General features: G+C 69.6%; 15 protein-coding genes and 1 tRNA gene. 8 read left to right on the top strand and 8 right to left on the bottom strand.

The window, feature by feature from the left end:
• Positions 1-24: 24 nt before the first annotated feature.
• Positions 25-468, top strand: coding sequence for a TfoX/Sxy family protein (locus IE066_RS05445; RefSeq protein WP_189447552.1), 444 nt, complete (start codon positions 25-27; stop codon positions 466-468).
• Positions 469-471: 3 nt separating this feature from the next.
• Here the strand turns inward: IE066_RS05445 and pgi are convergent, their stop codons facing one another.
• The 6 genes from pgi to pcnB all read right to left on the bottom strand — a co-directional run bounded on the left by pgi (position 472) and on the right by pcnB (position 5,936).
• Complete coding sequence (gene pgi / locus IE066_RS05450) at positions 472-1,986, bottom strand: glucose-6-phosphate isomerase (protein ID WP_189447555.1); 1,515 nt, start codon at positions 1,984-1,986, stop codon at positions 472-474.
• A 3-nt stretch (positions 1,987-1,989) separates the two neighbouring features.
• Complete coding sequence (panD, locus tag IE066_RS05455) at positions 1,990-2,370, bottom strand: aspartate 1-decarboxylase (RefSeq protein ID WP_189447556.1); 381 nt, start codon at positions 2,368-2,370, stop codon at positions 1,990-1,992.
• Between the two features lie 81 nt (positions 2,371-2,451).
• A complete protein-coding gene (gene panC / locus IE066_RS05460; protein ID WP_189447558.1) occupies positions 2,452-3,309 on the bottom strand; it encodes a pantoate--beta-alanine ligase in 858 nt (285 codons plus the stop codon).
• Between the two features lie 2 nt (positions 3,310-3,311).
• Positions 3,312-4,127, bottom strand: coding sequence for a 3-methyl-2-oxobutanoate hydroxymethyltransferase (gene panB / locus IE066_RS05465; protein WP_189447560.1), 816 nt, complete (start codon positions 4,125-4,127; stop codon positions 3,312-3,314).
• A gap of 4 nt (positions 4,128-4,131) precedes the next feature.
• Complete coding sequence (gene folK, locus IE066_RS05470) at positions 4,132-4,626, bottom strand: 2-amino-4-hydroxy-6-hydroxymethyldihydropteridine diphosphokinase (RefSeq protein ID WP_189447561.1); 495 nt, start codon at positions 4,624-4,626, stop codon at positions 4,132-4,134.
• Positions 4,623-5,936, bottom strand: coding sequence for a polynucleotide adenylyltransferase PcnB (gene pcnB / locus IE066_RS05475; RefSeq protein ID WP_189447563.1), 1,314 nt, complete (start codon positions 5,934-5,936; stop codon positions 4,623-4,625). Before pcnB ends, folK begins: the two co-directional genes overlap by 4 nt.
• A 102-nt stretch (positions 5,937-6,038) precedes the next feature.
• Here pcnB and IE066_RS05480 point away from each other — a divergent pair.
• Together IE066_RS05480 and fdxA are read left to right on the top strand one after the other, a co-directional pair.
• Positions 6,039-6,114: transfer RNA gene (locus tag IE066_RS05480), tRNA-Glu, on the top strand.
• A gap of 113 nt (positions 6,115-6,227) precedes the next feature.
• Positions 6,228-6,551 carry a ferredoxin FdxA gene (gene fdxA / locus IE066_RS05485; protein ID WP_189447565.1) on the top strand — a complete coding sequence of 108 codons (324 nt, stop codon included), beginning with the start codon at positions 6,228-6,230 and terminating at the stop codon, positions 6,549-6,551.
• A gap of 67 nt (positions 6,552-6,618) precedes the next feature.
• On the opposite strand, the gene IE066_RS05490 is transcribed toward fdxA, so the two are convergent.
• Together IE066_RS05490 and dapA are read right to left on the bottom strand one after the other, a co-directional pair.
• Positions 6,619-7,113 carry a hypothetical protein gene (locus tag IE066_RS05490; RefSeq protein WP_189447567.1) on the bottom strand — a complete coding sequence of 165 codons (495 nt, stop codon included), beginning with the start codon at positions 7,111-7,113 and terminating at the stop codon, positions 6,619-6,621.
• A 13-nt stretch (positions 7,114-7,126) separates the two neighbouring features.
• Positions 7,127-8,029: a 4-hydroxy-tetrahydrodipicolinate synthase gene (gene dapA / locus IE066_RS05495; RefSeq protein WP_189447569.1), complete on the bottom strand. Its 903-nt coding sequence runs from the start codon at positions 8,027-8,029 to the stop codon at positions 7,127-7,129.
• Positions 8,030-8,180: 151 nt separating this feature from the next.
• Here dapA and IE066_RS05500 point away from each other — a divergent pair, with 151 nt between their 5' ends.
• The 5 genes from IE066_RS05500 to IE066_RS05520 all read left to right on the top strand — a co-directional run bounded on the left by IE066_RS05500 (position 8,181) and on the right by IE066_RS05520 (position 12,329).
• Positions 8,181-8,756 carry a glycine cleavage system transcriptional repressor gene (locus IE066_RS05500; protein WP_189448838.1) on the top strand — a complete coding sequence of 192 codons (576 nt, stop codon included), beginning with the start codon at positions 8,181-8,183 and terminating at the stop codon, positions 8,754-8,756.
• Positions 8,757-8,763: 7 nt separating this feature from the next.
• Complete coding sequence (locus tag IE066_RS05505) at positions 8,764-9,237, top strand: peroxiredoxin (protein ID WP_189447571.1); 474 nt, start codon at positions 8,764-8,766, stop codon at positions 9,235-9,237.
• A 76-nt stretch (positions 9,238-9,313) separates the two neighbouring features.
• The gene (locus tag IE066_RS05510; RefSeq protein WP_189447573.1) at positions 9,314-10,711 is read left to right on the top strand and encodes a PhoH family protein; all 1,398 of its coding nucleotides are present in this window, start codon (positions 9,314-9,316) and stop codon (positions 10,709-10,711) included.
• Positions 10,708-11,502: a bifunctional hydroxymethylpyrimidine kinase/phosphomethylpyrimidine kinase gene (gene thiD / locus IE066_RS05515; protein WP_229790673.1), complete on the top strand. Its 795-nt coding sequence runs from the start codon at positions 10,708-10,710 to the stop codon at positions 11,500-11,502. The genes IE066_RS05510 and thiD overlap by 4 nt, the downstream gene beginning before the upstream one ends.
• Positions 11,499-12,329, top strand: coding sequence for an alpha/beta hydrolase family protein (locus tag IE066_RS05520; protein WP_229790674.1), 831 nt, complete (start codon positions 11,499-11,501; stop codon positions 12,327-12,329). The genes thiD and IE066_RS05520 overlap by 4 nt, the downstream gene beginning before the upstream one ends.
• The last annotated feature ends 153 nt before the right edge of the window (positions 12,330-12,482 follow it).

Below are 12,482 nucleotides of genomic sequence, written 5' to 3' on the forward strand. Positions count from 1 at the left end.
CGAATCCGAATCGAGGAGCGCTGCATGGCCACCGATCCCGGCACCATCGACTTCCTGCTCGACCAGCTCGGCCGCCGTCGCGGCGCGTATTCGACCAAACGGATGTTCGGCGAGTACTGCCTCTATCGCGAGGCCAATCCCGTCGCGTTCGTCTGCGACGACGTGCTGTTCCTGAAGGACACGCCCGCCGGACGCGCAGTGATCGAGGCCGCGACGCCGCTGCAGTTCGGCCCGCCCTACCCCGGCGCGAAGCTGTATCTGCGGCTCGCGCCCGACCTGTGGGACGACGGCGAATGGCTGGCGCGCGTGCTCGACGCGACGGCCGACGCACTTCCTGCGCCGAAGCCGCGTAAGGCTCCCCGCCGGCCCCCTACGTCGCCCGCGGGCGATGTCCCGCCGGAGAAGGCCACGTCGAGGAAGACATCGAAGCCTCGTACCACGCCCCGGGCGCCCAAGCCGGCGCGGTGAGCGTCAGCCGCGGGCGCGAAGCTCCGCCAGTAGCGCCTGCGTGACCGGGTCGCCCGCTTCCGACTCGCCGCGAACGGCCGGCAGCAGGGTGTTCGCGATCTGCTTGCCGAGCTCCACGCCGAACTGGTCGAAGGCATTAATGCCCCAGACCGCCGACTGCAGGTAGACGCTGTGCTCGTACATCGCGATGAGCGCGCCGAGTGCGTGCGGGGTGAGCGCATCGAGCAGGAATACCGTGCTCGGCCGACCGCCCGCATAGCGCCGGTGCGGATCGTCGCTGTCCTGCCCGTTCGCGAAGGCCTCGCTCTGGCCGAGCAGGTTCGACAGTAGCGCCTCGTGGTTGCCACGGTACGGCGAATCCGGGCGCACGACACCGATGAAGTCGCTCGGCACGATCATCGTGCCCTGGTGCAGCGCCTGGAAAAAGCTGTGCTGCGTGTCGGTACCAGGGCCGCCCCACCACACGGGCACGGTGTCGACGCCGACATCGGCGCCGTCGATCCGCACGGACTTGCCAAGGCTCTCCATCACCAGCTGTTGCAGGTAGTTCGGCAGCAGGCGAAGGCGCTCGTCGTAGGGAAGCACCGCATGGCTCGCGAACTCGAGCGCGTTTCGGTTCCACACCGACGTCAGCGCATGCCAGGCCGCAAGATTGCGGCGCACGGGCTCGGCGAGGACATGCGCGTCCATCTCCGCAGCGCCCGCGAGCATCGCTTCGAAGCCATCCATACCGATGGCGATCGCGATCGGCAGGCCGACCGCCGACCACATCGAATAGCGCCCGCCGACCCAGTCCCACATCGGCAGGATGCGCTCGGCCGGAATGCCGAACTCCGCCGCGCGCGCGCCGTTCGCGCTGATCGCGTACAGCCGGGCGTCGTCACCGAGCCAGTCGCGCAGCACTTGCCCGTTGAGCAGTGTCTCCTGCGTGCCGAAACTCTTGGAAATCAGCGAGGCCACCGTCCGCGACGGATCGAGGCCGGCGAGCACGCGCTGCGCGGCGTGGCCATCTACGTTCGAGAGAAAGTGCACACGGATGCGCCCGCCGCCGGGCGGCACCAGCGCGTCCACCGCGAGTCGCGGCCCGAGGTCGGAACCACCGATGCCGACGCTGACCACGTCCGTCACGCCGGACGCGGTAATCGCGTCGACAACCGCCCGCATGCGGGCGCGCGCATCGCGGGCCGCGCCCTGCGACTCGCGCGCGACCGGCGTATCGCCCAGGTCGCCGCGCAGCGCCGTATGCAGCGCGGGCCGCTTCTCGGTGACATTGACCTGCTCGCCGCCGAACAGCGCGCGCAGGCAGGCGGTGAAATCGAGCGATTCGCCGAGCTGAAACAGGGCTTCGAGCGCGCCGCGATCGTAGCGCTGGCGGGCGAAGCTGGCGTGGATCGGGCCGACGCGCAACGCGAAGTCGCGGGAGCGGTCGGGGTCGTCGGTGACGAGGCTGCGCAGTGATGTCCGGCTGACACGCGCCGCCTCGGCACGCAACGGGCTGAGGCGGTCTGCGATCAGCATGCGTTATGCGGCCTGTGCGGGAATCGACTGGTTGGTGTGGGTCAGGCGATTGTCGCGATCGACGTAGACGCACGTCGGCTTGAACTTCGCGGCCTCCGCCTCGTCGCATTGTCCATAGGCGGCGATGATGACGAGGTCACCGATCGCGGCGAGGTGCGCCGCGGCGCCGTTCACCGAGATGGTGCCGCTGCCTTCCTCCGCGCGGATCGCATAGGTCACGAAGCGCGTGCCCTGGTTGACGTTCCAGATGTGGATCTGCTCGTACTCGCGGATGCCGGAGATGTCGAGCAGGCGACCGTCGATCGCGCAGGAGCCTTCGTAATGCAGCTCGGCGTGGGTCACGGTCGCGCGGTGGATCTTGGCCTTGAGCAGATTGAGGAGCATGGCGGCAGGCTCGACCCTAGGGTCGCGGACGATGGGGAAAGGAAGTCTAGCAGCGCATGGCGCGCTGCAACATGAGGCGGATCAGGCGCTTGGCGGCCGTTCGAACTCGAGGTTGTCGATCAAGCGGGTACGGCCGATGCGGGCGGCGACGAGCGCCACCAGCTCGCGGTCACCGGCCTCGGCGGCCTGGAAGTCGCGACGCCTGAGCACCGCGTAGTCGACGTCGAAGCCCTCGCCGCCAAGCTCGGCCGCGGCGTCGGCTTCGATATCGGCAACGGACCGTCCCGCCACCGCGCCATCGCGCATCCTGCCCAGCACCCGGTGGATGGCGACCGCTCGGGCGCGCTCGTCCTCCGACAGGTACTGGTTGCGCGAGCTCATCGCCAGCCCGTCGTCCTCGCGCCGGGTGTCCGCCGGCACGATCTCGATCGGGAACGACATCTCGCGCACCAGGTAGCGGATCACCGCCAGCTGCTGGTAGTCCTTGCGCCCGAAGACGGCGATGTCCGGCTGCACCTGCAGGAAGAGCCGTGCGACCACGGTCGCGACGCCGTCGAAGTGCCCGGGGCGATGCGCACCCTCGAGCACGTCAGTGACACCGGGCACCCGTACGCGCACGGCGCCGTCGACGCCGAACGGATACATGGTCTCGACGGAAGGCATCCAGAGAACGTCGCAGCCGGCTTCCTCCAGGCCCTGCGCGTCGCGCTCGGGCGTGCGCGGATAGCGCGCGAAATCCTCGTTCGGGCCGAACTGGGTCGGATTGACGAAAACGCTGGCGACGACGCGGTCGGCATGCTCGCGCGCGAGCCGCACCAGCGAGAAATGCCCGGCGTGGAGGTTGCCCATGGTCGGCACGAAGGCCACCCGCTCGCCCGCGCGCTTCCACTCGCGCACGGTCGCGCGCAGGCGATCGAGCTCGTCGATGACGGTGGTCATTCTCAGTATCCGTGTTCGGGCGCGGGGAACGTGCCCTCGCGCACTTCGCGCACATAGGCCTCGAACGCGCCCGACACGCTGCCGCCGGCGGCGAGGAAATCCTTGACGAAACGGGGCTGCCGGCCATGGCGAAGGCCGAGCATGTCGTGCAGCACCAGCACCTGTCCCGTGCACGCTGCGCCTGCACCGATGCCGATGGTGGGAATCGATACCGCTTCGGTGATGCGCTGCGCCAACGCCCAAGGTACGCATTCGAGCACGAGCACCGACGCGCCGGCGGCTTCGACCGCGCGCGCATCGTCGAGCAGGCGCTGCGCGGCCTCGTCGCCCCTGCCCTGCACGCGGTAACCGCCGAGGCGCAGCACCGATTGCGGCGTCAGGCCCAGGTGCGCACAGACCGGAATCTCGCGTTCTACCAGATGCCGGATCACGTCGAGCTTGAAGCCGGCGCCCTCGATCTTGACCATCGCGGCACCCGCGCGTAGCAGGCGTGTGGACGCCTCGAGCGCGCTGGACGTGCTCGCATCAGCCTGGAACGGCAGGTCGGCGAGCAGGAAGGCGCGGTGCAGGCCGCGGGCGACGCAGGCGGTGTGATATGCAATGTCGTCGACCGTGACCGGCAGCGTGCTGTCGTGGCCCTGCACCACCATGCCGAGCGAGTCGCCGACCAGCACCATGTCGACGCCCGCGGCGTCGATCGCGCGGGCGAAGCCGGCGTCGTAGCAGGTGAGCATGGTCAGGCGGCGGCCTTCGCGGCGTGCCTGCAGCAGCTGCGGAAGGGTGACGGGCGACGTATCGCCGGCGGCGTTCGCGTACATGCGGCTAGCGTAGCGCCTCGATGTCGCCGGTCGCCATGCGGTCCAGCAACGCAGCGATCGGCCCGTGGCCGTCCAGCACCAGTCGGGGTGCAATCTCGGCCAACGGCACGAGCACGAAGGCCCGCTCGTGGAGATGCGGATGTGGCACGCGCAGTCCCGGCGCGTCGATGCGTCGGTCGCCGTAAAGCAGCAGGTCGAGGTCCAGCGCGCGCGGCCCCCAGCGCCGCTCGGCCGCGCGATCGCGGCCCGCGTCGCGCTCGATGTCGAGCAGCAGGTACAGAAGGTCGTTGGCCGACAGCGTGGTGTCCACGCAGGCGACGGCGTTGATGAAGTCCGGCTGCTCGATCACGCCCCAAGCGGGTGTGCGGTACAGCTGTGAGCGGGCGACCAGAGCCAACCCCGCCTTTGCAGCAAGGCGCGCGATGGCGTTTTCGACGCTGCAGGCGGCCTCGCCCAGGTTGGCACCGAGCCCGATGTAGGCCCGGACCGGCGCGCTCACTCTCCCGTGCCGCCGGAGGCGCGACGACGACGCCTGCGACGCCGCGGTGCGCCGGCCTCGTCCAGCCCCGGCGCGGCCTCGGCCGAGGACACGGCCGCTTCCGGATGCTGCTGCACCTCGCGCCAGAACTCGACGTCGGCGGCATGCTCGTCCGACGCGGTCAGCCGCAGCACGAGGAAATCGAAGGCAGCGCGGAAACGCGGATGCGCGAGCAGCCGGAACACGCGGCGGCGTTGTCGCTGCGCGAAGCGCGGCTGCAGCAGCCATATCTCCTGCATCGGCAGCGAGAAGCGGCGCGGCAGCGCGATCACGTCCATCTCGTGCAGCGTGACGCGATCGGCCGCGCGCTGCTGCGCTTCCGGCTGATGCACGCCGTCCGCCTGAAGGCGGGCGAGCGAGCGGCAGTACGCCGGCCACAGCAGCAGCGCGAACAGGAATGCCGGCGAGACCGGCTCGTCCGCCGCCACGCGTGCATCGGTATCGGCAAGGCCCTTCAGCACCATGCGACGCAGCGCACCGCTGCGGTTGGAGCGCAGCGCGGCCGCGGCTTCGGGGAACATCACGTCGAGCAGGCCGTGCGACTCCATGCCCAGGAAGCTCTGCACTCCGTGGCCGGACAGGAACAGCTTCAGGCATTCCTCGAACAGGCGCGCCGGCGCGGCCTCGCGCAGCAGCGGTGCGAGGCGCGGAATCGGCTCGGCCGTGGCGGCGTCGATGGTGAAGCCGAGCTTCGCGGACAGCCGGACCGCGCGCAGCATGCGCACGGGGTCTTCGCGATAGCGACGCTCCGGATCGCCGATCAGCTTGAGCACGCGCGCCTGCACGTCGGCGAAGCCGCCGACGTAGTCGCGGATCGAGAAATCCTCGATCGAGTAATAGAGCGCGTTGGCGGTGAAGTCGCGACGCACTGCATCGTCGTCGATCGAACCGAAGACGTTGTCGCGCAGCACGGCCTCGACCTCGTGCGCCTCCACGCCGTCCTCTTCAACCTGGTTGGCGCGGAACGTGGCCACCTCGATGATCTCGCGGCCGAACACGACGTGCGCGAGGCGGAAGCGGCGGCCGATCAGGCGGCAATTACGGAACAGCCCACGGATCTGCTCGGGCGTCGCATTGGTCGCGACGTCGAAATCCTTCGGGTGGCCGCCGATCAGCAGGTCGCGCACGGCGCCGCCGACGAGGTAGGCCCCGAAGCCCGCTTCGCGCAGGCGATACAGCACGCGCAGGGCATTCGGGCTGATGTCGCGGCGCGAAACATTGTGCGCGTCGCGGGGAATGATGGTCAGGGCGGCGTCGGAATCGTCGGTCATCAGCGGGCATGGCCGCGAAGTGGAGGTGCGCCCATTGCCGCGGGACAGTGAGCCCGCCTATACTACACGCCGCGCCGGACGGAGCTTCCGGCGAACACCTCTGCTCCCTTCGTCTAGAGGCCTAGGACGTGGCCCTCTCAAGGCTAAAACACGGGTTCGAATCCCGTAGGGAGCGCCATACACGGCCCGGCGCTTCGATGCGACAGGCGACACCGGCAACCCGTGCAGCGATGCGCGGGTTGTTTCGTTTAGGCGCCGGCGAAGCCGGCCACGGCCCACGGAAGCAACGACATGCCCTTCGTCGTCACCGAGAACTGCATCAAGTGCAAGTACACCGACTGCGTCGAGGTCTGCCCGGTCGACTGTTTCCGCGAGGGCCCCAACTTCCTCGTAATCGATCCGGACGAGTGCATCGACTGCACGCTCTGCGAACCCGAGTGCCCGATCAACGCGATCTATCCGGAGGACGACGTGCCCGCCGGCCAGGAAGCCTTCATCGCGCTCAACGCGGAGCTGTCGAAGGCGTGGCCGGCGATCACCGCGCGCAAGGACGGCCTGCCCGACGCGAAGGACTGGGAAGGCAAGCCCGACAAGCTGCCGCTGCTCGAGCGCTGATCGCCGACGGCATGAACGAGAACGGGCGCCCTTCGGCGCCCGTTGTCTTTTGCGGCAGTGGCGACGATCAGGGCGCCAGCGAGGCCTTCAGCGCGCCGACCAGGCGCTTGGCCGCCTCACCCGTCGCCGGCAGGCCGCGCGGGTCGACGGCCGCGACGTAGCTGCCGTTCTCGCCCGTGCTCACGCGCACGAGGAAATTCGAGCCGCCGTAGTTCACGTCATAGGCGCCGATCAGGGGCGCGCGGTTCGCGATCACGGCGCCCGGCACCTTGGCCAGCGCATCGCCGACCTTGGCGAACACCTCGTCGCGCGTGCCGGCGACGGTGAAGCCGAGCGCGGACGCCTGCGAGGCGGCCTGCTGCGTGCCGGCGGCAGTGGCGCTGCTAGCCGTATTGGTGCTGGCGGAGGCGACGTCGAGATCCGGCGGCACTTCCAGCGGGCGCGACTCGGCGGGGCCCGCGTAGAGCTTGGAGGTGCGGTTGAGCCAGCCGCAGCCGGATGCCGTGGTGGCGACGATGACGGCCAGCAGCGAGGCGCGCAGGAGGAGGGACGACTTGGACATGGAAGCTCCGGGTTCAGGCCGCGTGGGCATCGCGGCAGGCGTTTTCGAGCTGCTGGACGAGCCCGGCGAAACGGGTGGCCGCGTCGGCATGCGCCGCGGAAAGATCGGTGAGCGGCAGGCGCAGCCCCTGCCCGATGCCCAAGCGCGCGAGCAGCGCCTTCACCGGGATGGGATTGGGCTCGACGCCGAGGAATTCGTACAGGTCCACCATGCGTGCGTCGACCTCGGACGCCGATGCGTCGCGCGAGCGTGCGAGGTCGCAGAGGCGGCGGAACATGCCGGGAACGACGTTGGAGGCCACCGAAATGACGCCGTCGGCGCCCTGCAGCATCGCGCGGCAGGCGGTCGGATCGTCGCCGCTGAGCACGGCGAAGCCATCGTCGCGAAGTGCAAGCAGCGCGGTCATGCGCTCGGCTTCGTTCTTCGCTTCCTTGATGCCCACGATGCGCGGATGCCCGGCGAGCTCGGCGACCGTCTCCGGGAGCATGTCGCAGCCGGTGCGGCCGGGCACGTTGTAGAGCACGACCGGCAACGAGGCGTCGTTGGCAACGGCGCGGTAGTGCGCGACCAAGCCGGCCTGGGTCGGGCGCACGTAGGGCGGTGTTACCACCAGCGCGGCATCGGCGCCGAGGGCGGCGGCGCGGCGAGTTGTTTCGATCGTCTTGAGCGTATTGGACTGGCCGGTGCCGGCGAGTACCGGAATGCGGCCGCCGACGGTCTCCACCGCCGTGCGCAGCAGCAGGTCGTATTCGGGATCCAGCAGCGCGGCCGCCTCGCCGGTGGAACCGGCAACGACGATGCCCTGGATGCCGGCGTCGAGCTGCTGTCGCAACAGCCGCTGCCAGGCGTCGAGATCGAGCTCGCCGGACGCGTCGAAAGGCGTGGCGAGCGCTGTGATGCTGCCGCTGAGTCGCAAGGAGGGCCTCCGCTGGGCGCGGACTGTCGGTTGGGGACGCGCAGTATGCGCGCCCGGATGTTACTTGCGGCCAAAAACCGGCGGCAAGTATCCTGTCGGGCCCGCACTGCGGGCATTTCGCCGGCATTTCGCCGGATTTCCCCTCCTTTCGATCGCAGGCGCCGCCTTGACCGACTCCGCTACCCGGCCGTCGCCGAACGAAAACCATCTGCTGATCAATGCGTACACCACGCATCCGGCATCGCCGCTGCTGACCGTCACCCGGCGCATCGCCGACAGTGGTTGCAACATGGTGGACGCGCGCCTTTCGACCGTCGGCCGCGACGTCTCGGTGACCGCCCTCGCCGTGGGCTCCTGGGATTCGGTGGCCAAGCTCGAAGCGATGCTGACGCGGCTGGAGCGTGAAGAAGGCCTGAAGCTCGTGTGGTACCGCACGGGCCCGAAGCCCGTGCAGTCGAACCTGCTGCCGTACGTGGTCGAAGTGGTTGCCGCGGACAAGCCAGGCATCCTGTTCCAGCTCGCCGATTTCTTCGACCGCCAGGGCATCACTATCGAAACCCTGCACTGCTCTCGCTACCGCGCGATGCAGACGGGCGCCGACATGTTCTCCGCGCAGCTCACGATCGGCGTGCCCTCGAGCATGCACATCGCGGCGCTGCGCGACGACTTCCTAGAGTTCTGCGACCACCTGAACCTCGACGCGATCATGGATCCGATGAAGTTCTGAGGTAGCGATGGCGATCGACATCGGCGACACCGTTCCCGCCCTGCCCCTCGTGCTGTCCAGCGGCGAGACCCGCTCGCTCGCGGATTACCGCGGCCGTTGGCTGGTCCTCTACTTCTATCCCAAGGACAGCACCCCCGGCTGCACGACCGAGGGGCTCGACTTCAATGCGCTGCTGCCGCAGTTCGACGCGGCGGGCGCGACGGTGCTGGGCGTTTCGCGAGACTCGATCCGATCGCACCGGAACTTCTGTGCCAAGCAGGGCTTCCGGTTCGACCTCGTCAGCGATGCCGATGGCGCGCTCTGCGAGGCCTTCGACGTCATCAAGCCGAAGAAGCTCTACGGCCGCGAGTACGTGGGCATCGAGCGCAGTACGTTCCTCGTCGACCCCGACGGCCGCGTGGCGCATGCCTGGCGCCCGGTGAAGGTCGCCGGCCATGCGGACGCGGTGCTTGCCTGCCTGCGGGAGCTGCAGGGCGGCTGAGGCGTCTTCACCCGCCGTTCCCCCGGCGCTATGGTGCGCTGTCGGCGCGCGACAGGCGCGCATCACGGAGCGGCAGATGACGGCAGGCAAGCGGATCTACGTGCTGGACACCAACGTCCTGATGCACGACCCGACCGCGTTGTTCCGGTTCGAAGAACACGATGTGTATCTCCCGATGACGGTCATCGAGGAGCTGGACCGGGGCAAGAAAGGCACGTCCGAGGCCAGCCGCAACGCGCGGCAGGCGAGCCGCTATCTCAACGAGCTGATCCAGTCGCACGGCAACGAGGCGCTGACCGCCGGCGTGCCGTTGGTGCAGCCGGAAGGCCTGAACCTGCGTGGCGCGCAGAGCGTGGGCCGCCTGCGCTTCCAGACCCGCCCCGACGAGATCGCCCCGCGCTTCGGTGCGGCGATCGCGGACAACGCGATCCTCGGCGCGGTCGAGGCACTGCAGACGCGCGAGTCGCAGCACGATGTCGTGCTGGTGTCGAAGGACATCAATCTGCGCATCAAGGCCGCGATCGCCGGTCTACGGTCGGAGGACTACGAGAACGACCGCGCGCTGTCCGACCTCGACCTGCTCTACACCGGCGTCACCCAGCTCCCCGAGGACTTCTGGGCGCTGCACGGCAAGGGCATGCGTTCGTGGACCGAGCGCGGCCGCACCTATTACGAAGTGGCGCGCGGCGATAACGAGGACTGGTACGCGAACCAGTTCCTGCACCTGCCGGGCGACGAGGAAGCCGAGCTGCGCGTGGTCGAGGCCGACGAGCAGCGCGTTCGCCTGCAGATCGTCGACGATTACCGCCACCAGCAGCACGCCGTCTGGGGTATCACCGCGCGCAATCGCGAGCAGAACTTCGCGCTCAACGCGCTGATGAACCCCGAGGTCGACTTCGTCTCGCTGCTCGGCACCGCGGGCACCGGAAAGACCCTGCTCGCGCTGGCGGCCGGCCTCGCGCAGACCATGGACCAGCAGATCTACCGCGAGATCATCATGACGCGCGCGACGGTCAGCGTCGGCGAGGACATCGGCTTCCTGCCCGGCACCGAGGAAGAAAAGATGACGCCCTGGATGGGCGCGCTGACCGACAACCTCGAAGTGCTGACCAGCAACCAGGACGGCGGCAGCTGGGGACGCGCGGCGACGAACGACCTGCTGGCCTCGCGCATCAAGATCCGCTCGATGAACTTCATGCGCGGGCGCACGTTCCTGTCGCGCTATCTGATCCTCGACGAGGCGCAGAACCTCACGCCCAAGCAGATGAAGACGCTGATCACCCGCGCGGGCCCCGGCACCAAGATCGTCTGCCTGGGCAACCTCGAGCAGATCGACACGCCGTACCTCACCGAGACGACGTCCGGCCTCACCTACGTCGTCGACCGCTTCAAGGCATGGCCGCACAGCGCGCACATCACGCTGCGTCGCGGCGAGCGCTCGCGCCTGGCCGATTTCGCTTCGGACGTGCTGTGACCGTATCCGTTCTCACCATCGCCGGCTCGGACTCCGGCGGCGGCGCCGGCATCCAGGCCGACCTCAAGACCTTCGCCGCGCACGGCGTGCACGGCCTGAGCGCGATCGCCGCGCTCACCGCGCAGCACACGCGCGGCGTCACCGGTGTCGCGGTGACCGACCCGGGCTTCATCGCCGAGCAGATCGACGCCTGCTTCGCCGATTTCGACATCCGCGCGGTGAAGTTGGGGATGCTCGCGAACGCGGAGGTCATCCACGCGGTGTCGAACGCGCTTGAGCGCCAGCATCCGGTGCCGCTGGTGCTCGACCCGGTAATGATCGCGACGTCGGGCGCCGCGCTGCTCGATCCCGCCGCCGTCGGCGAGTTGCTCGACCGGCTGCTGCCGATGGCGGCGGTGATCACGCCGAACGTCCCGGAGGCGGAGGCGATGCTGGCCCGTCCCATCACCGACGTGGACGACGCGCTCGCCGCCGCGCGCGAGCTGCTGGCGCGCGGCTGTCGCGGCGTCCTCCTCAAGGGCGGGCATCTGCCGGTGCCGGGCGCGGTGATCGACACGCTGGCGCTGCCGGGCGGCCGCGTCGAGCGCTTCGAACACGCACGACTCGACGCACGCGCGCACGGCACCGGCTGCACGCTGGCCTCGGCCATCGCCGCGAATCTGGCCATCGGCCATCCGTTGTCCACCGCCTGCGGCCGCGCCACCGATTACGTGCATCGCGCGCTCGCCCGCGGCTATCGCCCGGGGCGCAGCGACGTGACCGTGCTCGACCACTTCGGCGCCGCGCGGTGAGCGCGGACGTGCGCTGGCTGCCGCTCGAGGCAGCGGACGGGCATCGCTGGGAGGTTCCGGTCGCCCGGGGGGAGCGCGTCGACCGCTGCCTGGTATGGGTACCGGCACTCGGCGTGGCGGCGCGCAACTACGAGCCGCTCGCGCGCGAGCTCGCATCGCGCGGCATTGCCGTCGTCGTGCATGAATGGCGGGGGCTGGGCAGCAGCTCGCTCCGTGCCTCGCGTCGCACGGACTGGGGCTATCTCGAACTGCTGCGCGACGACCTGCCCGCCACGGTCGAGGCCGCGCGCAACGCGTTCGGGCGTGTCGACGTGCTGGGCGGACACAGCCTCGGCGGGCAGCTCGCCTGCTGCCTGCAGGCGCTGGCTGCACCGGCGTCGGCGTTGTGGCTGGTCGCGAGCGGCGCGCCTTACTGGCGTGCGTTTCCCTCGCCGATGCGGCACTGGCTGAGGCCCACCTACCGCCTGCTCGACGCGCTCGCCCGGCTGTTCGGCGCCCTGCCCGGCCGACGCATCGGCTTCGGCGGCAACGAGGCGTGCGGGGTGATCCGCGACTGGTCGCGCACCGGCCTCACCGGTCGCTACGCGGCCCGCGGCATCGGCGACATCGACGCGCCACTGCGCAGGGTGACCGTGCCGCTGCACGGCGTGCTGCTCGCGCACGACTGGCTCGCGCCGCGCAGCTCGCTGGACTACCTGGTGTCGAAGATGTCGCCGGCGCGCACGCGCGTCGATCTGCTCGACGCTGCGGCGCTCGGCACCGCGGACGATCACTTCGCGTGGATGAAGTCCCCGGCCGCTGTCGTGGACGCCCTGCTCCACGACTGACCGCAGCCCGGCGCTGCCGATGAGGCATGCGACGTTCAGCCCGCCGAACGTCGATTGATTCGGATCAAGTCCGCTCGCGGCCGCGTGGCTAACGTGTCGGCCACGATCGCGACGCGCGCCCCGATGACGGCGCACGCCGGTCGGTCCTTCCCG

Origin of the sequence: Cognatilysobacter xinjiangensis, assembly GCF_014651995.1 — a bacterium.
Classification (GTDB): domain Bacteria; phylum Pseudomonadota; class Gammaproteobacteria; order Xanthomonadales; family Xanthomonadaceae; genus Cognatilysobacter; species Cognatilysobacter xinjiangensis.